Origin of the sequence: Oceanobacillus picturae (genome assembly GCF_000612865.1) — a bacterium.
Taxonomy (GTDB): Bacteria; Bacillota; Bacilli; order Bacillales; family Amphibacillaceae; genus Oceanobacillus_B; species Oceanobacillus_B jordanicus.
Genome location: NZ_CCAX010000001.1, coordinates 503,242 through 524,052, shown reverse-complemented (window position 1 = coordinate 524,052; position 20,811 = coordinate 503,242). Strand labels below are relative to the sequence as shown.

At 37.8% G+C, this 20,811-nt stretch carries 24 protein-coding genes; 10 read left to right on the top strand and 14 right to left on the bottom strand.

What is annotated here, in order from left to right:
- Nucleotides 1-6: 6 nt before the first annotated feature.
- A complete protein-coding gene (locus tag BN988_RS02710; protein WP_182858727.1) occupies nucleotides 7-870 on the top strand; it encodes a 5'-3' exonuclease in 864 nt (287 codons plus the stop codon).
- 3 nt (nucleotides 871-873) lie between these two features.
- On the opposite strand, the gene BN988_RS02705 is transcribed toward BN988_RS02710, so the two are convergent.
- A complete protein-coding gene (locus BN988_RS02705; protein ID WP_036572910.1) occupies nucleotides 874-2,007 on the bottom strand; it encodes a zinc-dependent alcohol dehydrogenase in 1,134 nt (377 codons plus the stop codon).
- Between the two features lie 130 nt (nucleotides 2,008-2,137).
- On the opposite strand from BN988_RS02705, the gene BN988_RS02700 reads away from it, so the two are divergent.
- From BN988_RS02700 to BN988_RS18270, 5 genes are all read left to right on the top strand, one after another.
- Nucleotides 2,138-2,956: a gamma-glutamylcyclotransferase gene (locus BN988_RS02700; protein WP_036572909.1), complete on the top strand. Its 819-nt coding sequence runs from the start codon at nucleotides 2,138-2,140 to the stop codon at nucleotides 2,954-2,956.
- Between the two features lie 80 nt (nucleotides 2,957-3,036).
- Nucleotides 3,037-4,560 (top strand): FAD-dependent oxidoreductase, encoded by a 1,524-nt coding sequence (locus tag BN988_RS02695; protein WP_036572908.1) that lies wholly within the window; start codon nucleotides 3,037-3,039, stop codon nucleotides 4,558-4,560.
- Between the two features lie 61 nt (nucleotides 4,561-4,621).
- Nucleotides 4,622-4,849, top strand: coding sequence for a hypothetical protein (locus BN988_RS18775; protein WP_058949792.1), 228 nt, complete (start codon nucleotides 4,622-4,624; stop codon nucleotides 4,847-4,849).
- Between the two features lie 207 nt (nucleotides 4,850-5,056).
- Nucleotides 5,057-5,986, top strand: a complete 930-nt coding sequence (gene cysK, locus BN988_RS02685) for a cysteine synthase A (RefSeq protein WP_036572905.1) — start codon at nucleotides 5,057-5,059, stop codon at nucleotides 5,984-5,986.
- Nucleotides 5,987-6,182: 196 nt separating this feature from the next.
- Nucleotides 6,183-6,845 (top strand): CPBP family intramembrane glutamic endopeptidase, encoded by a 663-nt coding sequence (locus BN988_RS18270; RefSeq protein WP_051557630.1) that lies wholly within the window; start codon nucleotides 6,183-6,185, stop codon nucleotides 6,843-6,845.
- Between the two features lie 316 nt (nucleotides 6,846-7,161).
- On the opposite strand, the gene BN988_RS02675 is transcribed toward BN988_RS18270, so the two are convergent.
- Nucleotides 7,162-8,649 (bottom strand): FAD-dependent oxidoreductase, encoded by a 1,488-nt coding sequence (locus BN988_RS02675; RefSeq protein WP_051557842.1) that lies wholly within the window; start codon nucleotides 8,647-8,649, stop codon nucleotides 7,162-7,164.
- 163 nt (nucleotides 8,650-8,812) lie between these two features.
- Between BN988_RS02675 and BN988_RS02670 the strand changes: the two genes are divergently transcribed.
- Entirely contained in the window at nucleotides 8,813-9,079 is a 267-nt protein-coding gene (locus BN988_RS02670; RefSeq protein WP_051557629.1) for an acylphosphatase, read from the top strand.
- A 70-nt stretch (nucleotides 9,080-9,149) separates the two neighbouring features.
- Here the strand turns inward: BN988_RS02670 and BN988_RS02665 are convergent, their stop codons facing one another.
- On the bottom strand, nucleotides 9,150-9,389 hold the full coding sequence (locus tag BN988_RS02665; protein WP_036572900.1) for an indolepyruvate ferredoxin oxidoreductase subunit alpha: 240 nt from the start codon (nucleotides 9,387-9,389) through the stop codon (nucleotides 9,150-9,152).
- Nucleotides 9,390-9,767: 378 nt separating this feature from the next.
- Here BN988_RS02665 and BN988_RS02660 point away from each other — a divergent pair, with 378 nt between their 5' ends.
- A complete protein-coding gene (locus BN988_RS02660; protein ID WP_036572898.1) occupies nucleotides 9,768-10,958 on the top strand; it encodes a M14 family metallopeptidase in 1,191 nt (396 codons plus the stop codon).
- Nucleotides 10,959-11,246: 288 nt separating this feature from the next.
- Here BN988_RS02660 and BN988_RS02655 read toward each other — a convergent pair whose 3' ends face one another.
- From BN988_RS02655 to BN988_RS02615, 9 genes are all read right to left on the bottom strand, one after another.
- On the bottom strand, nucleotides 11,247-11,453 hold the full coding sequence (locus BN988_RS02655; protein WP_036572896.1) for a DUF6501 family protein: 207 nt from the start codon (nucleotides 11,451-11,453) through the stop codon (nucleotides 11,247-11,249).
- 39 nt (nucleotides 11,454-11,492) lie between these two features.
- On the bottom strand, nucleotides 11,493-12,452 hold the full coding sequence (msrB, locus tag BN988_RS02650) for a peptide-methionine (R)-S-oxide reductase MsrB (RefSeq protein WP_036572895.1): 960 nt from the start codon (nucleotides 12,450-12,452) through the stop codon (nucleotides 11,493-11,495).
- A gap of 82 nt (nucleotides 12,453-12,534) precedes the next feature.
- The gene (gene vrrA / locus BN988_RS02645; protein WP_051557626.1) at nucleotides 12,535-12,990 is read right to left on the bottom strand and encodes a VrrA/YqfQ family protein; all 456 of its coding nucleotides are present in this window, start codon (nucleotides 12,988-12,990) and stop codon (nucleotides 12,535-12,537) included.
- A 480-nt stretch (nucleotides 12,991-13,470) separates the two neighbouring features.
- The gene (locus BN988_RS02640; RefSeq protein WP_036572894.1) at nucleotides 13,471-13,680 is read right to left on the bottom strand and encodes a YozE family protein; all 210 of its coding nucleotides are present in this window, start codon (nucleotides 13,678-13,680) and stop codon (nucleotides 13,471-13,473) included.
- 16 nt (nucleotides 13,681-13,696) lie between these two features.
- Nucleotides 13,697-14,458, bottom strand: coding sequence for a twin-arginine translocase subunit TatC (gene tatC / locus BN988_RS02635; protein ID WP_036572893.1), 762 nt, complete (start codon nucleotides 14,456-14,458; stop codon nucleotides 13,697-13,699).
- A gap of 74 nt (nucleotides 14,459-14,532) precedes the next feature.
- Complete coding sequence (locus tag BN988_RS02630; RefSeq protein ID WP_036572892.1) at nucleotides 14,533-14,730, bottom strand: twin-arginine translocase TatA/TatE family subunit; 198 nt, start codon at nucleotides 14,728-14,730, stop codon at nucleotides 14,533-14,535.
- A 19-nt stretch (nucleotides 14,731-14,749) separates the two neighbouring features.
- On the bottom strand, nucleotides 14,750-14,944 hold the full coding sequence (tatA, locus tag BN988_RS02625; protein ID WP_036572891.1) for a twin-arginine translocase TatA/TatE family subunit: 195 nt from the start codon (nucleotides 14,942-14,944) through the stop codon (nucleotides 14,750-14,752).
- 150 nt (nucleotides 14,945-15,094) lie between these two features.
- Nucleotides 15,095-15,583 carry a dihydrofolate reductase gene (locus BN988_RS02620; RefSeq protein ID WP_036572890.1) on the bottom strand — a complete coding sequence of 163 codons (489 nt, stop codon included), beginning with the start codon at nucleotides 15,581-15,583 and terminating at the stop codon, nucleotides 15,095-15,097.
- A 20-nt stretch (nucleotides 15,584-15,603) separates the two neighbouring features.
- Nucleotides 15,604-16,560 (bottom strand): thymidylate synthase, encoded by a 957-nt coding sequence (locus tag BN988_RS02615; protein WP_036572889.1) that lies wholly within the window; start codon nucleotides 16,558-16,560, stop codon nucleotides 15,604-15,606.
- Between the two features lie 123 nt (nucleotides 16,561-16,683).
- On the opposite strand from BN988_RS02615, the gene BN988_RS02610 reads away from it, so the two are divergent.
- Both BN988_RS02610 and BN988_RS02605 read left to right on the top strand, forming a co-directional pair.
- Complete coding sequence (locus BN988_RS02610) at nucleotides 16,684-17,712, top strand: C40 family peptidase (protein ID WP_036572888.1); 1,029 nt, start codon at nucleotides 16,684-16,686, stop codon at nucleotides 17,710-17,712.
- 71 nt (nucleotides 17,713-17,783) lie between these two features.
- Nucleotides 17,784-18,146: a DUF2512 family protein gene (locus BN988_RS02605; RefSeq protein WP_036572886.1), complete on the top strand. Its 363-nt coding sequence runs from the start codon at nucleotides 17,784-17,786 to the stop codon at nucleotides 18,144-18,146.
- Between the two features lie 81 nt (nucleotides 18,147-18,227).
- Here the strand turns inward: BN988_RS02605 and BN988_RS02600 are convergent, their stop codons facing one another.
- Together BN988_RS02600 and BN988_RS02595 are read right to left on the bottom strand one after the other, a co-directional pair.
- Entirely contained in the window at nucleotides 18,228-18,815 is a 588-nt protein-coding gene (locus tag BN988_RS02600; RefSeq protein WP_036572884.1) for an HD domain-containing protein, read from the bottom strand.
- Nucleotides 18,815-20,485, bottom strand: coding sequence for a formate--tetrahydrofolate ligase (locus BN988_RS02595; protein WP_081779339.1), 1,671 nt, complete (start codon nucleotides 20,483-20,485; stop codon nucleotides 18,815-18,817). Before BN988_RS02595 ends, BN988_RS02600 begins: the two co-directional genes overlap by 1 nt.
- Nucleotides 20,486-20,811 lie beyond the last annotated feature (326 nt).

Sequence of the window (20,811 nt, the reverse complement as noted above, 5' to 3'; positions counted from 1 at the left end):
GAAATGATGGATAGAAAACAAGTTTTACTCGTCGATGGAATGGCACTCTTATTTAGAGGATTCTTTGCTACTTCCTTCAGGGGTAACTTTATGATTACAAAGCAAGGCATCCCAACTAATGGGGTATACCAGTTTATGCGCTATTTTCTAGATGCAGTACAAACATTTACGCCTACCCATGTAGTGTGCTGCTGGGATATGGGGAGTAAGACTTTCCGTACTGACATGTATGAAGGCTATAAAGCTAACCGTGATGCTCCACCAGTAGAATTGATCCCACAATTTGACCTAGTAAAAGAAGTTGTCGAGGCATTTGATATGCCAAACATCGGATTAGAAAACTTTGAAGCGGATGATTGCATTGGGACATTAGCCAGAACATATGCTCAAGAGAATGACGTGACGATCCTTACGGGCGATCAAGATATTTTACAGCTTGTAGAAGAGCATATCCAAGTTGCCATCATGCGAAAAGGACAAGGCAATTATGAGGTCTTCACAAATGAAAACTTTTATGAGAAGAAAGGAATTACCCCAAGACAGGTCATAGATTTAAAAGGATTAATGGGAGACACCTCTGATAACTATCCTGGTGTAAAAGGGATTGGGGAGAAAACGGCACTCAAGCTTATAAAAGAGCACGGAACAATAGACGAACTGCTTGTTAATATAGACTCATTACCAAAAGGTGTACAAACTAAAATTAAAGCGAACCTAGATATGCTACACCTTTCAAGAACCCTCGCTGAAATTAAATGTGATGTGCCTGTTACTTGCGAACTAGACGGGGCCTTATGGAGTTATGATAAAGAGAAGATACAGAAAAAATTTGACGAGCTGGAGTTTAAAAATCTCGCCAAATTAATTTAAGAATTATGGTTTTAAGATGACTTTTATACAGTCATCTTCTTTATTTTGGAATAACTTATACCCTTCTGCAGCGTCATTTAGGGGAAGCTTATGGGTAATTATATCAGTTGGATCAATTTCATTAGCTGTAATCTGTCGGTAAAGCTCCTGCATATAACTTCGTGCAGGGGCTTGCCCCATTTTTAGCGTAATATTTCTTGTGAAGAATGGCCCCAATGGAAACATATTGTAGAGCCCTCCATATACCCCTGTCAATTGCACCGTACCCCATTTTTTAACCGCTTTTGTAGCAATTTGAATTGGACCTAATGTTCCACCTTGAAGCTTTAACTTTTGCTCAGCAAATTCCAAAGCTGACTTCTTTCCATCCATCCCTACACAATCGATTACAACGTCAGCTCCACCCTTTGTTAACTCTTTTAATGTTTCACCCATATCATCATATTTCGTAAAGTCAAAGATCTCCGTCTTATTTGTCTGCTTAGAATGTTGAAGACGATAATCAAAATAGTCAATAGCAATTACACGCTCTGCTCCTTTTTGCCAAGCGAATTTCTGTGCCATTAATCCAATAGGTCCACAACCAAGGACAATAACTGTATCCCCCTGTTTAACACCGGCATGCTCCACACTCCAATATGCTGTAGGAAGGACATCGGATAAGAAAAGCAATTGCTCATCTTCTAACTCACAATCCTCTGGTATTAAAAAGGGGGTATAATTTCCATAAGGGACGCGTAAATATTCCGCTTGCCCACCAGGAAAGTCACCGAATTTTTCGGAGTAACCAAAATAGCCTCCTGAATCATAGTGTGGGTTGGAGTTGTCACACTGACTCTCCTGATGATTCGTACAGTAGGGACATGAGCCACAGGCTACCGTAAAGGGGATAACGACCCGGTCACCCTTTTTTACTTTCGTTACATCAGGACCAACTTCCTCTACAATCCCCATCGGCTCATGACCAATAGTATAGCCAATAGGTAATGGGAAATTTCCTTGATATAAATGAAGATCAGACCCACAGATAGCAGTAGAAGTAACTCGAATAATTACATCTTCTGAATCCTGTATTGTGGGAAAAGGGGTTTTCTTAACAGCAACGGCATACTTTCCTTGATATGTTACGGCTTTCATATTTATCATACTCCTAATTTGTATTGAGGTTTATCTTATTTTTATCTAAGGTAAAGAATCTATACCCTTATGTCTTTATCGTTTTATAGCAACCTTCATAAGGTATAGAAAAAAGAAAGGGGGAGTTCAAATGCATTTATTATTTATTTATGGCGATCTAAGAATAGGTGAAAAAGCGGAAGTACTTAGAAAAGAATCGACTAGCATAGATGAACAGGTCTGGATAAGAGGTAAACTCTTTGACCGGAATGGAGTGCCTTATTTAGTGGACGATCCCGAAGCGTTAACATATGGGGAGCTAGTCGAGATTAACGATGAAAAGCTAGTAGAACTAGATAATCAACTAAATTGTTCCCGGTCTACCGTTTCTGTATTGTCATCAACAAATGATCAGTATGAAGCATTTATTTATAAAGAAAAAGCAGACATTGAAGATAAATTGGAAGAAGTACCATTTGGAGACTGGAAAGTATACCGTTACTTAAAAAATGAAACGCTTTACTACTTTGCATATGGCTCATGTATGGATGATAATCGATTTAAAATGGCGAATGTCGATCAATACTTTACATCTATTGCTGGAAAAGGGGTCGTTGAAAATTATGGATTTCGCTTTACGAGATCCAGTGAAGACGGCGGGAAAGCAGATATTATTGTATCCCAGATGGAAAAGGTGGAAGGAGTCGTCTATAAAGTGCCTTTAGAAGCGATTGATTATTTATATAAGCGAGAAGGAGTGTATTCTAAAAGATACCGCCCGACGGTTATTACGCTAGCTTTAAATTACGGGGTGGAAGTAGAAGGCCTAACCTTCGTTAGCGTAGAAAAGGATAAGGAAACGAAGCCTACTGAAAGATATGCAAACGAAATATTACGGGGAGCGGCAGACATTTTATCACCATCCTATGTTGCACGAATTCGTTCTCATATAAACCATTTATTAAATTAGAAGTTCTGACTTAGTGTTTACACCTTGCTAATTCAGGTTATTAGAATAACATAATCAAAGTTTAACCTGGAGGTATAACATTGAGACAAAATGAGACGACATCTATTTTACCTAAAGCAAATGAATCCTATTGGAGAGACACAGGAAAAGTTCCTTCATATGGTGAGCTGAAAAATGATCTTCATGTGGATACGGTAGTAGTCGGAGCAGGAATAGCTGGTGTGATGACTGCTTATCAGCTTGCCAAGGCAGGGAAAGAAGTAGCAGTGCTTGAAGCGCGTGAATTATTTAGTGGTACGAGCGGTTTTACTACAGCAAAACTAACTGCACAGCATAATCTCATTTATGACGAATTAATAAATCGTTACGGACAAGAAACAGCTAAACTGTTCTATCAAGCGAATATGGAAGGGATTGCCTCTATTAAGGAACTTGCCGACCAATTTGGTATTGATTGTGAACTCGAAGAAAGAGAAGCTTTTGTTTTTACTCAAAAAGCAGAGAACCGTAACAAAATATCAAAAGAGGCAGAAGCCTATCAAAAATTAGGGATTGAAGGCGAGTTTGTTGAAGATCTTCCTCTAAATATGGAAGTAGAAGCTGCAATTATGATGCGTAATCAGGCACAATTTCATCCGGTTAAGTTTTTAGCTGGGCTGTTAGAGGAGTTTGTAAACCTTGGTGGTAAAGTATATGACCAGACAAAGGTAATGGATATTGCGGATAAAGCCAATAAGACAGAATGTACGACAGAAAGCGGGCTAAAAGTAACAGCTAGCCAAGTGGTACAGGCAACGCATTTACCAATTATAGAACCTGAAAGTAAATTCTTTTCAAAACAAAATAATCCAGAGAGCTCTTATGCACTTGCTGTTAAAACAAAGGATGAATTCCCAGACGGATTATACATTAATGCAGACTTACCAAAAAGGACGTTACGTGGCTTAGATAGTAAAACAGGAAGGGTAGTATTAGTTGGTGGAGAAAGTCATTCGACTGGTGATGGAAAGTCTTCCTCAGAGCGATATAAAGAGCTAGAATCTTTTGCCAAGGAGCTGTTTGAAGTAAAAGAGATTATAAACCGCTGGTCCGCCCATGACTATATATCAGAAGATAGACTCCCATTTATTGGCGCACTTTCAGAAGATCAACCTAATGTTTATGTAGTAACAGGGTTAAGCAAGTGGGGGCTGGCCATTTCTGCTACCGGTGCAAAAATTCTAACCGATGCCATCCTTGAAAAAGACAATCCTTACAAAGCTATGTTTACTCCTGAAAGGATTATACAGGAAAGCATTTCGGTAGAACCGCAGGAAGAAAATCATAATCACTATGATGATGCCAGTGAAGAAAATAATCCGGAAGAGCTGTCAAATAATCAAGGGATGATCACCAAGCGCGACGGCGAAGAGGTAGGAGCCTATAAAGATGAAAATGGCAATTTACATTATGTAGATCTTACTTGTACGCATCTCGGTTGTGGTGTCCAATGGAACGACGGTGATAATACATGGGATTGTCCATGCCACGGATCACGTTTTAGTGGAACAGGTGAGGTAATTGAAGGTCCTGCTGTGGAGTCGCTAAAGACTTTGAATGAGTAGAAGATGTTATTTTTACCAAGGGCTATTTATACTGAATTGGATACAAAAAAGCTGCTTCACAATGGAAGCGGCTTTTTTTGAGGTTAATCTATTTGTTGCGGTTGTTGTTACGATTGTTGTTGCGGTTATTATCATTGTTACGGTTGTTGTTATTGTTGTTATCGTCAAGAAATTCATTCGCAAATTCAACGTTGTTAATATCCTGGTTGTTGTTATTGTTGTTGTTCTCATTACGGTTGTTATTGCGGTTGTTCTGACGATTGTTGTTGTTATTATTGCTCATCGCTAAAACTCCTTTTATTTTTTTATATGTGGTTTGCTTTTTGCAGGCCACATAACAATTACAAAAATTATTTTAACCCTTTATGCAATTCCTATACATTTCATTATACTACCAATTAATACCAATTTATCTTGTGCAGTTTACTTGTTTGTCATAACTTTAAGGTGATATGATCGAAATACAAAAGAGAGTGCGAAAAGGTAGGTTATCTATATGAAGGTTGTTCAAAATATAACAGAATTAATTGGCGAAACCCCAATGGTAAAATTAAATCGACTCGTTCCAGAGAATGCAGCAGATGTGTATATAAAGATGGAAATGTTTAATCCGAGTAAAAGTGTTAAAGACAGAGCAGCTTATAATATGATTAGAGTAGCAGAAGAAAAAGGGTTCATTAAACCAGGAGACACGATTATTGAACCAACAAGCGGGAACACCGGAATTGGCCTAGCAATGAATGCTGCTGCCAAGGGCTATAAAGCGATTCTTGTTATGCCTGACAATAGTACACAGGAAAGAAGAAATCTTCTACAGGCTTTTGGAGCACAAGTAGTGTTAACACCGAGCAAGGAAAAAATGCCTGGAGCAATTCAAAAAGCGTTGGAGATACAAAAGGATATACCGAACAGTTTTATTCCTCAGCAATTTGAAAATGTAGCCAATCCTGACGTACATCGTGTGACAACAGCCCCTGAAATTCTCAAACAGATGGATGGAAAGCTTGATGCATTTGTATGCACCGCAGGGACAGGTGGAACGGTAACGGGTACTGGAGAAATGTTAAAAGAGAAATTACCAGAGTTAAAAATAACCGTGGTTGAACCAAAAGGTTCTCCTGTTCTTTCTGGTGGAGAGCCAGGGAGTCATAAACTGGTGGGAACAAGCCCAGGATTTGTACCAGATATTTTAAATACATCTATATATGATGAAATTGTACAAATCGAAGACGAAACTGCAGTTTCCATGTATAAAAGGTTACCTCAACAAGAAGGTATCTTCATTGGACTATCAGGAGCGGCTGCAGTCGCAGCTGCCATAGAGGAAGCAGTTCGATTAGGAAAAGGAAAACGTGTCGTTTGTATAGCTCCTGATACAGGAGAAAGGTACTTAAGTATGAATTTGTTTGAAGATGATGATGCATAGTTTTTCCAGTCCCTTAAAAGCCCCAATAAAGTAAAGCCTTTAGTCTGTGTTCTTATATATGTTTAAAAAGCCTGTATTCCTTGGGGAAAGCAGGCTTTTTTATTGGTAAACTCATTTGAATATTTCTTATGTTAAAATAAAAGTAGTCTTTTTTATGTTGATATTTAGAGCATTCTGAAGGTAAATGGGGGAGAACATGAATAAAAAAATGACTTATATCTTGTTAAGTAGTTTCTTTACCTGTGCAGTATTGGCATTTATAGAGCACGGGATAGAGATTAATTATGTTATAAAGACTGCCTGTAAAATAAGCTTCTTTTTCATCGTTGTATGGGTCTATATGAAGTTATTTAAGGATTTTCATTTCAAACAAGTGCTTGCATTATCCAAGATGGGAAGGAGAGAATGGCTGAAAGTTACGATTCTTGGCATATCATCAGCAGGAATTGTACTTGCTGCTTATCTGTTATTTTTACCACAAATTGATCTTAACCTGATCCAGCAAGATTTAACAGATAGACTCGGCATTACAGCAACTGGTTTTATTTTTGTCGGGATTTATGTTTCTTTTGGTAACTCTTTACTTGAAGAGTATTTCTTTAGAGGGTTTATATTCTTTAATTTACCGCGTAAATGGGGCTATATATATAGCCCGTTATTGTTTGCAAGCTACCATATACCGATGATTATGTTGTGGTTTACAGCTGAAATTATTTTAATTTGCTTTATTGGGTTATGGGTAGTTGGTTTGGTTTTCCACTTGGTTAATGAGAAGAACAGAACCATTTGGGCATCATGGATAATACATATTTGCGCAGATTTAATGATTATTATAATCGGGTTAAATTTGTTTTATTAAGCCTGGTGGTAATGAAAATAGTTAAAATAACAACGATTCAATATAAAGTGATTTCTAAATCTAATCAAGACTTTTTCGGTGAAAAAAAGTAACTTTTCGAATCCAGTAGCTTATTGGGGAAGAGAATTAATTGAAATGATGACTACTTATTTTTTATTTTCTACGGGTTGACATAATATATATTATAGGAAGTTATAGAAAAAATCTGAAATCTCATCTTAATATCAAAGTATACTTGAGATAGTGAGATATTTTGTAAAAAAACTACACAAGAAACAATTTTCTTCGTGTAGTTTTTTTATGTTTTTATTTCTAATCAACCATGCTCACTTTTAATGTCTACTTTAGCTAAAGGTTTTTTTGCTGGACCTTCCATTACATTACCTTCATAAGAAAATCTCGAGCCGTGACATGGACAATCCCAGCTTCGGTCACCAGAATTCCATTCGACCTCACAGCCTAAATGTGTGCAGGTCGTGTCTACAGCATGCAACGTTTGTTCTTTATCCTTATAAACCCCAGTTCTTTTACCATTAATCCGAGTAACGATTGCTTCATCTGGTTTTATTTGTGCTAGTTCATTATTAGAAAAATCCAATTTACCTTTTAACATATGCTTTGCTACATCTGCATTCATTTCAATAAATTTACGTACAGATGGATCTGGCTGAAACCGCGATGGTTCATATATATCCGCATATTCATTCGGTGTCTCTGTTATTTTATCAGCAAGGATCATGGCTGCTGCAGTACCATTCGTCATACCCCATTTTCTGTACCCTGTAGCTACATAAACATTACTCTCCCCTTTGGATACCGCACCAATATACGGTACTTTGTCTATGGTGGTTAAATCTTGGGCAGACCAACGATAGGCAATATTCTTCATTTCAAAATGCTTCGATGAGAAATCCTCAAGCTTTTCATAATGATGAATAACGGATTCACCTTGACCTGTTTTGTGATTCTCTCCTCCAATTAACCATAAGGCTCCCTTCTCCCCTGGTGTACTTCTAACAGATCGTGAAGGGCTTTCTGCGTTAATATACATACCCCCAGGGTATTTTAGCTTTGAGTTGATAGCTAGAACGTATGATCGTTCAGGGTACATTCTGGCAAAGTAAAAGCTTTGCTTATCATAAAATGGGAAATGTGATGCAGCAATTACATGATTACAAGTGATACGGTGGCCATCTTTTGTCACAATATTTGGGTGTTTGTTATACTCAATATCAACAGCTGTCGTATTCTCATAAAACTCGACTCCATTATCCTTGCTTGCTTGAACGAGTGCCTTTAAGTATTTTAAAGGGTGGAACTGGGCTTGGTCTTTCATCATAACTGCCGCTTTTACTGGCAGATTTAAAGGCATTTCCGATAAATATTCACCACTAATTTCTAACTTCCCATAAGCCTTTATTTCATTTTCTAGCTGCATAATATAATTATCATCATTTGTGTATACATAGGCATCTTGCGTTTCATAATCACAATCAATTTTATTTTCTAATATGGTATTCTTGATGAATTCTTTCGCCTTTATAGCAGCATGATAATACTTGGCTGTTTTTTCTTCTCCCATATGTTTCATAAATTCATCGTAGATTAAACCATGTTGTGCCGTTATTTTGGCTGTTGTATGACCTGTAGTACCGTTAAGTATTTCATCTGAATCGATTAAAACAACTTTTAAATTTTGTTTGGATAATAAATAGGCTGCAGTGATACCAGTAATACCGCCTCCTACAATCCCAACATCAGCTTTTATGGAAGTGGTCAATTTTTCAAATGTGGGTAGTTTCATTTCACGCCAATAAGGCTCTGGAAATTGTGGAAGTTGAATTTCACTCACTATTTTGTCTCCTCTTCTACACTATAGATTAGCATTATTATGAACTATTTTAGATGAATATATGTGTTTTAATAACAGTTAAACAGGTAATTAGAATAAGTAGAGAGGTGAAATGATGAGAAAGCATCTAACTATTAGTGGACGAGTGCAAGGTGTAGGTTTTAGGAATTCAGCACAGATGAGGGCAAAAGAAATGAATCTATATGGTTGGGTTCAAAATAATGATGATGGTACGGTAGAACTTGAAGTTGAAGGGAAAGAAGAACGGCTAAATACCTTTATACAACAACTTGATGAGGGTTTAAATAAGTTCATTAACGTAGAACACATGGAGATTGAAACTATGGAAGACTATGGGTATGATAGTTTTCAAACAAGATAATTAACTCTACCTCTGTTTATACACAAAAAGCTCAACCGATAATTTCTCCGGTTGAGCTTTTTGTTACGAATTATTTTTCCTCAAAAAACTTTTGGTTTATTGCGATATATGGGGTCTCTTCCTCAGGTACCTCATCTTCCATATAAATTGCTTCTACAGGACAAACTGCTTCGCAAGCACCACAATCGATGCAAATCTCTGGATCTATATAAAACATATCTTTTCCTTCTTCTATACAGTCAACAGGACAAACCTCTACACATTCGCCCGCCTTTTCTTCCTTACACGGTGAAGTTATTACAAAAGCCATAAAACTATTTCCTCCTCTAATCATTACATATCCGTTTCTAATAAGTATGCTACAAGCTATTATAACTATTTTTACCAAAAATTAAAAGAGCAAACCTCCTACCACGCCATGTGTAGAAAATCTTTATTACTTAGGCTGTTGTTTGAACTACCCACACTTTTCGACCTTTCGGGATAATTGAAGTGGGATATTCTTGGAAACAGAGCATACTTGTTGACGTATTTCTTAGTTCGATTGGTCGCATTTTTTGTATATTATAGCATATTAGTTAAATATTCATACTATTTATAAAGTAACACAATCTACATACCTTGTACGATTCACTTTTTAAACGTATAACCATATTATTTAGTAATACATGATAAGGGAGAGAATTGCATGGAAATAACAATCCGCCAAGGGGATTCATTATGGTATTATAGCCAGTTATTTGGTATCCCCCTCGTTTTAATAGAACAATCCAATTTTGGAATATCCCCTAATCAATTATCCATAGGGCAGAATATTCAAATTCCTGGTTATGTAAATGATCCCTACAACATACAGGAAAATGATACATTGTATTCTATTTCAATCCGTAATAACGTCCCTTTGGATATGTTGTTTCTTGCAAATGGTACTCTGGATCCGAGCAACTTGCAACAGGGACAATTACTACAGATCCCCCAAAAGGTTAACGCTATGCTCTTCACTGATCCGGATAGGTATACGTATGATAAGATGTTAGAAGATCTCCAAGCATTACAAGAGGTATATCCTTTTATTCGGCAAAACATTATTGGAAATTCTGTAATGGGTAAAGATCTAATTGAATTGCAGATTGGTAATGGAGCAAAGCAAGTCCATTTAAATGGCTCTTTTCATGCAAATGAGTGGATTACAACACCAGTTATTATACGTTTCTTAAACGAATATGCCCTTGCATTGACAAATCATCTCCCCATAAGAGGGGTTTTTGCATTACCATTATTTACAGATACGACTTTCTCTATCGTTCCAATGGTTAATCCAGATGGTGTAAACCTAGTTCTTAATGGTGCTGGTGCTGCTGAGGACAGGGAAGAAGAAGTTTTGGAGATAAATAGTCAACAGGCTGATTTTTCAAATTGGAAGGCGAATATTCGGGGAGTCGACCTAAATAACCAATACCCAGCACTTTGGGAAGTGGAAGCTGAACGAAAACCAACGTCCCCCGAGCCTAGGGACTTCCCGGGCTATGCCCCTTTAACTGAACCTGAGGCGATTGCAATGGCAGAATTAGCAAGACAACGTGATTTTGTACGTGTGAATGCTTTACACACACAGGGAGAAGAAATTTATTGGGGGTTTGAAGGGTTTGAACCACCAGAATCAGAACAAATTGTGATGGAATACGCACGAGTTAGCGGTTACGAGCCTATCCAGTATATAGATAGTTATGCAGGCTATAAAGATTGGTTTATTCAAGAGTTTCAACTCCCAGGATTTACAATAGAATTAGGTAGTGGAGTGAACCCACTACCCATTGAACAATATGAAGATATCTACCAAGAAACCCTCGGAATCATGCTTGCAAATCTTTATTTATAAAGTGAAACTTCAATCAGTGGGGGTTTTCATTCTTCCCCCACTGATTGTTAGTTGAACGAATCGGGGTGTTAGCGTCCGTTTACTTCCACTTAAACATCACTGTTTCACCTCATGTTTGATTGTTAGTTGAACGAATCGGGGTGTTAGTGTCCGTTTACTTCCACTTAAACATCACTGTTTCACCTCATGTTTGAAGTGGGAGTCTTACGGACGGTTGCACCGGGATAAACCAGTTCGAAGAGACGCGGTTAAAAAAATAAGAGGTAAAATAACAAGGGGTCTCCCCTGTTATTTTACCTCTTCAAAGTAATCTTTACGAAAACCGCCAATGCGATTACTGTTATCCATAATGAAATAAAACTCATCTGTTTCATTTTTTACGTCATAAACTTCCCCTGGAGTTAATTTATGATGTACGATAAACTTTTTAGCATCCGCATGGACACATTTTATTTGTTTTTGTGTTTGTCTTTTATCCCAATCTAAATGAATCATGTTTGTTTCCTCTCTTTGTTTACATAATATTATTATGGTTTACTTGAATAAATATAGAAACTTTTTGTAACCTTCTTCATCCATTTTGCTTACAGGTACAAATCTCATAGCAGCTGAGTTCATACAATATCGAAGGCCTCCCGCTTCCATTGGACCGTCTTCGAAGACATGTCCAAGGTGAGAATCGGAATCTTTACTTCTTATTTCTGTACGCCTCATGCCGTGAGTAGTATCTGTTTTCTCCTCCACTTGATTTTTATCAATTGGTTTGGTAAAGCTTGGCCATCCACAACCTGCATCATATTTATCTTTAGAAGAGAATAATGGCTCTCCTGTAATAACATCGACATAAATTCCCTCTTCTTCATTATCCCAATAATCATTTTGAAAAGGTCTTTCCGTCCCGTTTTCTTGGGTAACATGATATTGAATAGGAGTGAGTTTTTGTTTAAGCTCCTCTTTGTCAATAGCTTTCTTCCATGTGTTTTTTATAAAGTCTTCTCTTCCCGATCCTTTTTTGTACAGTCTATAATGAAACGACTGTTTCTTATAGTAATCTTGATGGTTCTCTTCCGCTAAATAGAATGGTTTTGCTGGAAGAATTGGTGTAACAATGGGCTTAGAGAATTTTCCACTCTGCTCTAATTCTTTTTTAGACTGCTCTGCTTGTTGTCTTTGTTGCTCGTTATGGTAAAAAATAGCGGTTTGATAAGATTCCCCGCGATCGTTAAATTGCCCTCCGGCATCAGTTGGATCGATTTGTTGCCAGAATGTACGAAGTAATTGCTCATATGGCATGACTTCTGGATCAAAAGTAATTTCTATAGCTTCTACATGGCCTGTCGTATCAGAACAAACTTGTTCGTATGTTGGGTTTTCTACATGGCCCCCTGTATATCCCGATACTACGCGATGAATCCCTGGCCTCTGATCAAATGGTTCTACCATACACCAAAAGCAACCCCCGGCAAATGTTGCAGTTTCTTTATTTGAACTCATACTATTACCTCCATTGCTGATTTCAGCTTACCTCTATTTTTCCGTTTCTTATTAAAAAAATCAAGTCGGGGGCATTATTTTTTTAAAAAAATAGAATTGGCTTTGAATCACCGCTCGTTTCTTTCTTTTTTCGTATGCTGGGTTGATTATTTGTGGTTTGTTCTTTCCTTTGCTTTTGATCCTCTAAATTGCTTGGAGCATCCTTGGATTCTTTATCATCTGCTTCCATATCTTTAAAAGCTTTCATCATACGATACATAGATGGCAGGTTCTTTACCATTGGACCGTATTCCTGCACAATAGGTGCGGTAGACTGTACGACTTTCAAAACCTGCTGTACATTATTTAAAGTCGAAGATAGTCCTCCCACCCCTTTATTTATTAATCCCACAGAGCCTTGTTGGTTTGTAAATTTACCTAAAAGTGATGGTAATCCTTGTCTAGTTGGACCTGCATTTTGATTGGGAAACATAAATGGATTAGAACTTGGACCTGATGGACGATGGAATGGCTGGTTCCGAGGTGATGGAAATACCATGCTGCACTTCCCCTTTATTATATGAATTTTGACTTTGCATCACTAATAGAATACGTTGCATTATCAAAATGGTGTAGGCTAAGAAATTGGGGAAATAATTTAATGGAATATTTCCCGGGCAACCGCATGATTCAACAGTTTCTCGCCGATGGAGTGGCTTAATTTGTCGAAAGGGGGACAATTATGGTCGGACAATGATCCCTTCCTTATTTATAATGACTACTACTACTTTTCTAAACTCGTGTAATTTTTAATCAAACGTTTGTTTGAAGTATTATAAAATAAAGTGAAACTTCAATCAGTGGGGGTTTTCATTCTTCCCCCACTGATTGTTAGTTGAACGAATCGGGGTGTTAGCGTCCGTTTACTCCCACTTAAACATCTCCGTTTTACTTTATGTTTTGAAGTGGGAGTCTTACGGACGGTTGCACCGCGATAAAAAAAGCTGCCTTTTAGACAGCTCTTCCACTATTGTAACTTTTATTTTTTATAATCATCCCACAACGCATCGAAGGTCACCAATGCCGTAGCAAACGGACTGTTCCACTCGAGGTAGCTACTTAACTCATCGTAGTCAGTAGAATGACGTGGAAAGTTATGGTCGTAAAATGCCCAGTCCGCTAACTGTGATTTATCGTCAGGCCTTTTCTTCCCACGATAGGTCATTAAATAATGATAAAAAGAGCGCATGTATATTCCTCCTCTGTTACAGCTCCTCCTGATCCATAAATTCTTGATGCCTTTTTAATTTCTTCCGATAAACGAATGCTGAAAGACGTATACTGATTTCATAGAGAAGAATTAATGGTACTGCTACAACGAGTTGTAGTAAGAAATCAGGTGGCGTGACAATAGTGCCTATAATAATCAAAATTAAATAGGCGTATTTTCGGCTCTTGCGCATAAATTCTGGTGTTAGAACGCCAATTGTTGTTAGAAACATTGCAATGATTGGAATCTCAAAAAGGATTGCAAATGGCAACGTAACGCGTAACATAAATTTAAAGTACTTTTCTGTTGTAAACATCTCGTTAAACATACCTTCACTTAAACCAAGTAAAAAAGGCAGTATTAATTCAACGAATAAGTAATAGCCAAATACTAAACCGGCAATAAACAGTAAAAATACAGCAGGTATGTATGCCATGGAGGCTTTTCTCTCAAGGTCTGTTAACCCAGGTTTAATAAATGCCCAAATTTGGTATGTCAAGACTGGTATTGTACCAGCGATTGCCACAAGGCTTGCCATGGTAAAATACAGCCAAATCGTTTCACCAGGGCTAATAATGTTAAGCTGAAAACTGAGATCTGCTGTGAAAAAATGATAGATGTCCTTCACATAAATAAATCCCAAAGCGAAAAAAGCTATAAAGAAAACCGCTGTAACAATTATTCTATTTCTCAACTCTGTTAGATGTCCTGTTACGTTCATTTCCTTCTCATGTAAATCTGTACTGTTGTCTGACATATTCCACACTCCTGAATTATATCTTAGCAGACACAAAAGAAGATGCAAGGGTATGTACCTTACACCTTCATTCATTAATTTTTAGTTGATGTATGATTATTACTTTTGTTTGTGGTTTCTTCATCTGAAACAATATCTCTTGTAGCATTTTTAAATTCTTTCAGAGAACTTCCAAAAGCCTTGCCGATTTCTGGTAGCTTTGAAGGTCCAAAAACAATTAAAGCAACAATTAAAATTAATATTAAGCCCGGGATGCCGATACTACTGAACATTTCATTTCACTCCCAAGTTTTATTTTGTTTCACTTTTAGTGACTTCTTTTTCATCGTATGAGTCATCGTTAGTTAGGTCACGGGTTGACTTGCGAAACTCACTTAATGACTGTCCCGCTGCTTTCCCTATTTCTGGAAGTTTTTTCGGACCAAAGATAACAAGTGCTATGATAAGGATAAGAATCAATCCAGGAAATCCAATACTTGAAAACATCTAAACACCTTCTCTACTCTTTAAAGTTATGTCTTGATGATACAGACTTGTTTCCCTTAGTTTACCATGGAAGCCCATAGACGAACAAGCTTTTATGTCTCTCTTCCTAGTTTAATCACTTTAAATTATTTCATTCACTTTAACAGTCAATCATTTAACTCGATCATACTGTATAAAGTAGTAATCATAAGGATTACTTTCGTCCTTTTCTCCTTTTACCTTGGATGTCTCTTCCCAGTCCGCATAAGAGATTTCAGGAAAGTAAGTATCTCCTTGGAAGGCTTCATCAATTAACGTAATATACATTCGGTCAGCAAATGGCAGTACTTGCTCAAATAAACGGCCACCACCGATGACGAAGTACTCTTTTTCAGGGTTCTTTTTGTTCCATTCCATGATGGTGTCAACGCTCGAAATACAAGTAACTTCTTTTTCTAACTCTGAACCGCTCGTGATCACAATATTTTCTCTTTTGGGTAGCGGAGAACCTATTGATTCAAAGGTTTTTCTACCCATGATAATCGTATTGCCTAACGTTTTTTCCTTAAAGAATCGTAAATCTTTAGGTAAATGCCATGGAAGATCATTGTTTTCTCCAATTAAGTTGTTCCGATCCATCGCCAATAACAAAGATATCATTCTATTCCCTCCTTTTTTCCCTAAACTGCGATTGGTGCTTTAATAGACGGATGAGGATTATAATTCACTACAGCAAAATCACTCATCTCAAAGTCGAAGATAGACTGCTTGTCCCCCGTAATGTTTAACTCAGGCATACTCCGAACATCTCTGTCTAATTGTGTCTTTACCTGCTCAACATGGTTTAGATAGATATGCGCATCCCCTAAGGTATGAACGAATTCGCCAACTTCAAGGCCACATTCATATGCAATAAGATGTGTTAGCAGTGCATAACTTGCGATGTTAAAAGGTACACCTAAAAAGACGTCGGCACTTCGCTGATATAGTTGGCAAGATAGTTTTCCATCTGCTACATAAAATTGAAATAAGGTGTGACATGGCGGTAAAGCCATTGTTGGTACATCCTCAGGATTCCAAGCAGACACGATATGACGTCGGGAATCAGGGTTATGTTTAATAGATGTAATGACATCATTTAACTGGTCAATGGTTGTATCGTTTGAGGTTTTCCATTCTCTCCATTGTTTCCCATATACAGACCCTAAACTTCCATACTTGGCAGCAAAAACATCATCCTGCAATACTTTTTGCTTAAAAAGATTCATTTGCTCCAAGTATTGCGCTTTGAATGCATCGTCCACCTGACTGCGGTTTCCGAAGTCCTTCATTTCAGGTCCTTTATATTCTGTGCTATTAACCCACTTTTCGAAGGCCCACTCATTCCAAATATTATTATTATGCTCTAAAAGATAACGTATATTGGTGTCACCTTTTATGAACCATAATAGTTCAGAAGCAACAAGACGAAAAGGAACCTTTTTTGTAGTTAATAATGGAAATCCTTTACTAAGATCAAATCGCATTTGATGACCAAAAACAGAGTATGTTCCAGTGTTTGTCCGGTCCTCCTTTTTTGTTCCGTGCTCCAAAATATGACTGCACAAATCTAAGTAAGCTTGTTCACCAGTTATCATTATGATCTCCCCACTTCAATAATCTCAAATTAATGTTTATTGTAACATAAACGTAACGCATGAAAATATAATTTTCTACATAAATCTGTTAAGAGCTTTCATATCGGGAAAGGGGATTGTTGCATGCTGAATGGAACAATGGAACATGTGGTAAAACATTCCATATTGTGTAGTTATGTACTTAGTCAACCGCTTGTTACGTACGTCGATGCATACCCTGAACTGCAAAATAAAATATTAATGGAAACAGAACAGCTAGAGTTTGGAGAACACGGAGAGTCTATTAAACTTCTGCAGAAAAAGCTTAATAAGCTAGAATATTTTGATTCTGAATTAGATGGAGAATATGGTGTTTTAACTGCCCATGCTTTGAAAAATTTTCAGGCAGATTATAATATAACAATCAACGGCCAAGCAGATGAACAAACCATCCAGGCCTTGATAGATACCGAAAAAGATATCTATTTAAAACAAATCCAAAGTCTTTCCACAGAAGTATATCCAGGATTAACAGGAGAAAATGTAGAAACAGTTCAAAACGCCCTTCAGTATTTTGGTTATTATAAAGGAAATATCGATGGTATATATGGACCTCTTACGAAAGAAGCACTTATTACCGCTAGCAATGAACACGATGGCATTGAGTTGGCCGAAGCTCCAGCCGTAAAGGTGACAGTCCAAAACAAGGTTGAATCTGAAGCATTAAAGGCTCAAGCAAGTAACGCTGGTGAAAAGGAAAATGCTAAAGAAGAAAAAGAGGAAGAAAAAAAGCAGGTAGTTGTTGAAGGAATTAACGGTGGAAGCATCGTTGCCCAAGCGCACTCCTTTGTTGGTGTTCCCTACGTATGGGGCGGCACTACACCAGCAGGTTTCGACTGTAGCGGTTTTATCCAATACGTGTTCAACATGCAGGGGATTGAAACTCCAAGAACGGTAAGTGATATGTGGAATTTTGCTACACCTGTCGATTCAAAGTCTGTTGGAGATTTGGTTTTCTTTGAAACCTATAAACCAGGTCCTTCCCATATGGGAATATATATTGGCGATGGAAAATTCATTCACGCTGGTGAATCGCGCGGCGTTGAGGTCACGAACTTAGATAATGAGTATTGGAAAGAAAGATATATTGGGTCCAAACGGGTTATGCAATAGATAGAATATGTTCGGATAAGAAATAGCAGATTACATATACTAAGCTATCAAAAGAGTAAAAGGTGGATTCTATGACAGGCCTCTTATTGAAATTAATCATCACACCGTTGGGAATTGTTGTTTCATCCTGGATCTTGCCAAATGTGCAATTTGCTGCTTGGTATCAGCCGATTTTGTTGGGAGCAGTGTTAGCTGTTATTGGTTATATGGGAGAGCTCATGTTTCTTGGCAGAAAAACGAAAGGCTTTGTTCTAGCAATGGATTTTGTTATATCTGCTGTCGGGATATATATTGGGGCATGGGTGTTTGCAAACACTGGCGTAACCTTACTTGGAGCCATTCTAACAGCAGTCATTCTCGTTATTACTGAGATCTTTCAACATAATTGGCTAATCAATAGTGGAAGAATAAAGAAAGAAGGCATTTTACGCTAAAAAGGTCTATAAGGATGAAAAAGTATATGTTAGAAAGAGCAGGCACCGTTGTGAGGATGCCTGCTCTTTCTAATTTTACTACTACCATTCTTGATGAAACTTCTCTAAAAATTGTTGCATAAATTGATGTCGATCCTCTGCTAGTGATTTTGCAGTACTCGTATGCAAGGTTGATTTCAGTTTTAATAATTTATCATAGAAATGTTGAATCGTATTATCAGTATCCTGTTCATGGTACATAAATTTCCCTCTTGCTCCACCAAAAGTAAAAGCTCTCGCAATACCAATAGCACCTATGGCGTCAAGGCGGTCGGCATCCTGAACAATTTTACCTTCCAGCGAGGGTGGTATTTTACCTTTGCTAAACGAAATGGTGTTGATTGCTTTGATAATAGCTTCAATATCAGGTCTAGTTAATGGAAGAGACTCTAAAAAGTCTTCTAATGCTTGTATTGCTGCCTCTTCATTTTCAACAAGCTTATGGTCTGTCACATCATGTAACCATGCAATAGCCTCACAACGGAATAGATTAGCATCTTCTTCCCTAGCGATTTCGATCGCCATACGGGTGACGCGTTGTAAATGATAAAGGTCATGGCCTGTTCGTTCATTATTAAAGGAGTTCGTTACATACTGGCGAATTGCAGTTAATAGTTCACGTTTCTCCATTAGAATAACCCTACTATCTTGCCATCTTCTGTCACATCCATGTTTAATGCAGCAGGATGCTGTGGTAAGCCTGGCATTGTCATAACATCCCCTGTTAATACCACAATGAATTCGGCTCCAACAGAAGCCCGTAGTTCCCGTATGTGAATTGTAAATCCTGTTGGTCGTCCGACCTGTGAAGGATCATTAGACAAAGCATATTGGGTTTTTGCCATACAAACAGGCAATTTTCCCCACCCTAGATTTTCGAAAAATACTAATTGGGAGCGAGCTTTTGCGCTTAATACGATGTCATCTGCTCCATAGATAGTTTGGGCTACACTTCTTATTTTTTCTTCTAGAGGATCGTGTAAATTGTACGTATATTCTAAGTTTTTAGCCGGTTCTTCCGCTTTCTTGATGACTTTTTCTGCTAAGTCTACGCCACCTGCTCCACCGTTCTTCCATACATCGGTTAGTGCTACTTCTACTTTATTTGTGGAGCACCATTCTTTCAAAAAGTCTATTTCTTTTTGAGAGTCGGTCGGGAATTTATTAATTGCTACAACATATGGAAGGCCGAATGATTCAATTGTTTCTATATGTTTCTTTAAGTTTTCGATCCCACTTGCAATTGCTTCAACATTTTCGGTTGTTAGTTCATTTTTCCCAACACCGCCATGCATTTTTAATGCACGAATGGTAGCGACAATGACGACAGCACTTGGCTGAATGCCTCCTGCTCGTGATTTAATGTTTAAAAATTTCTCTGCGCCAAGATCCGCTCCAAATCCGGCCTCAGTAACAACATAGTCTCCTAGCTTTGCTGCTGTTTTGGTTGCAATGATACTATTACAGCCATGAGCAATATTAGCAAATGGACCACCATGAATGATAGCAGGCGTGTTTTCGGTTGTTTGGACGAGATTTGGCTTTAATGCATCTTTTAGTAGTACAGTTAATGCCCCCTCTGCATCTAAATCCTTAACAGTAACTGGCTTTTCATCATAGGTATAGCCAATTACAATCTTCTTAAGCCGGCGTTTTAAATCGTGAAGGTCCTTTGCCAAGCATAGAACAGCCATGATTTCAGAGGCAACCGTAATACTAAAAGCATCTTCTCTCGGAACGCCTTTGGTAGGTCCACCTAGTCCTACTACAACTTGGCGTAATGCTCTATCATTCATATCAAGTACCCTGTTCCATTCCACTCTTCTTGGATCGATTTGTAGATTGTTCCCTCTATGTATATGATTATCAATAAGCGCAGACAACGCGTTATTCGCTGTTGTGATAGCATGTAAGTCCCCCGTAAAGTGCAGGTTGATATCCTCCATTGGAAGAACTTGAGCATATCCTCCCCCAGCAGCGCCACCTTTTAAGCCCATAACAGGACCAAGACTCGGTTCACGCAGGGCAATAATTGCCTTTTTATTAAGTTTATTTAATGCTTGCCCCAAACCTACTGTTACGGTTGACTTTCCTTCACCTGCTGGAGTGGGATTAATAGAGGTGACTAAAACGATTTTCCCATCGGGCTTTTCCTCTAACTTTTCTAAGAGACCTGTGGAGAGCTTTGCCTTCGTTCTACCATATGGTTCCCAGTCTTCTTCTGATAAGCTAAGATCTGTTGCAATGTCGTGAATCGGTTTTAAAGTTGTTTCCTGTGCAATTTCAATGTCTGATTTCACTCTCTTACTCCTCTTTTCTATTTGCTGGTTTGTCGAAATGTAGAAGATTATTTTGAAATGGTTACATTATACCTGTATTTAAGAAAAATTCCTAGAAAATCATTTAAATATACAGTCTATTTCTTGACTGACATGTCTATATAAGCTATATTAGACACAAGCAAAGAAGATGTATGGATCCTTTATGACACACAGGCAGCTTCTATAGAAGTGGATGTAACGTGATCCTACACTTCTATAGAAGCTGCCTTCATTTATGTTCTATAAATCTGCTTTGTATTAACACGTTTCTAATTTCGAACGTGAAAGTTTCTAGGAGGATTATA

What these genes read in the sequence shown, in the direction of transcription:
- BN988_RS02710 (WP_182858727.1), top strand. Translation starts at nt 7, where the DNA reads ATGGATAGAAAACAAGTTTTACTCGTCGATGGAATGGCACTCTTATTT.
- BN988_RS02705 (WP_036572910.1), bottom strand. Translation starts at nt 2,007, where the DNA reads ATGAAAGCCGTAACATATCAAGGAAAGTATGCCGTTGCTGTTAAGAAA.
- BN988_RS02700 (WP_036572909.1), top strand. Translation starts at nt 2,138, where the DNA reads ATGCATTTATTATTTATTTATGGCGATCTAAGAATAGGTGAAAAAGCG.
- BN988_RS18775 (WP_058949792.1), top strand. Translation starts at nt 4,622, where the DNA reads ATGGAAGCGGCTTTTTTTGAGGTTAATCTATTTGTTGCGGTTGTTGTT.
- cysK (WP_036572905.1), top strand. Translation starts at nt 5,057, where the DNA reads ATGAAGGTTGTTCAAAATATAACAGAATTAATTGGCGAAACCCCAATG.
- BN988_RS18270 (WP_051557630.1), top strand. Translation starts at nt 6,183, where the DNA reads ATGAATAAAAAAATGACTTATATCTTGTTAAGTAGTTTCTTTACCTGT.
- BN988_RS02675 (WP_051557842.1), bottom strand. Translation starts at nt 8,649, where the DNA reads ATGAAACTACCCACATTTGAAAAATTGACCACTTCCATAAAAGCTGAT.
- BN988_RS02670 (WP_051557629.1), top strand. Translation starts at nt 8,813, where the DNA reads ATGAGAAAGCATCTAACTATTAGTGGACGAGTGCAAGGTGTAGGTTTT.
- BN988_RS02665 (WP_036572900.1), bottom strand. Translation starts at nt 9,389, where the DNA reads ATGGCTTTTGTAATAACTTCACCGTGTAAGGAAGAAAAGGCGGGCGAA.
- BN988_RS02660 (WP_036572898.1), top strand. Translation starts at nt 9,768, where the DNA reads ATGGAAATAACAATCCGCCAAGGGGATTCATTATGGTATTATAGCCAG.
- BN988_RS02655 (WP_036572896.1), bottom strand. Translation starts at nt 11,453, where the DNA reads ATGATTCATTTAGATTGGGATAAAAGACAAACACAAAAACAAATAAAA.
- msrB (WP_036572895.1), bottom strand. Translation starts at nt 12,452, where the DNA reads ATGAGTTCAAATAAAGAAACTGCAACATTTGCCGGGGGTTGCTTTTGG.
- vrrA (WP_051557626.1), bottom strand. Translation starts at nt 12,990, where the DNA reads ATGGTATTTCCATCACCTCGGAACCAGCCATTCCATCGTCCATCAGGT.
- BN988_RS02640 (WP_036572894.1), bottom strand. Translation starts at nt 13,680, where the DNA reads ATGCGCTCTTTTTATCATTATTTAATGACCTATCGTGGGAAGAAAAGG.
- tatC (WP_036572893.1), bottom strand. Translation starts at nt 14,458, where the DNA reads ATGTCAGACAACAGTACAGATTTACATGAGAAGGAAATGAACGTAACA.
- BN988_RS02630 (WP_036572892.1), bottom strand. Translation starts at nt 14,730, where the DNA reads ATGTTCAGTAGTATCGGCATCCCGGGCTTAATATTAATTTTAATTGTT.
- tatA (WP_036572891.1), bottom strand. Translation starts at nt 14,944, where the DNA reads ATGTTTTCAAGTATTGGATTTCCTGGATTGATTCTTATCCTTATCATA.
- BN988_RS02620 (WP_036572890.1), bottom strand. Translation starts at nt 15,583, where the DNA reads ATGATATCTTTGTTATTGGCGATGGATCGGAACAACTTAATTGGAGAA.
- BN988_RS02615 (WP_036572889.1), bottom strand. Translation starts at nt 16,560, where the DNA reads ATGATAACTGGTGAACAAGCTTACTTAGATTTGTGCAGTCATATTTTG.
- BN988_RS02610 (WP_036572888.1), top strand. Translation starts at nt 16,684, where the DNA reads ATGCTGAATGGAACAATGGAACATGTGGTAAAACATTCCATATTGTGT.
- BN988_RS02605 (WP_036572886.1), top strand. Translation starts at nt 17,784, where the DNA reads ATGACAGGCCTCTTATTGAAATTAATCATCACACCGTTGGGAATTGTT.
- BN988_RS02600 (WP_036572884.1), bottom strand. Translation starts at nt 18,815, where the DNA reads ATGGAGAAACGTGAACTATTAACTGCAATTCGCCAGTATGTAACGAAC.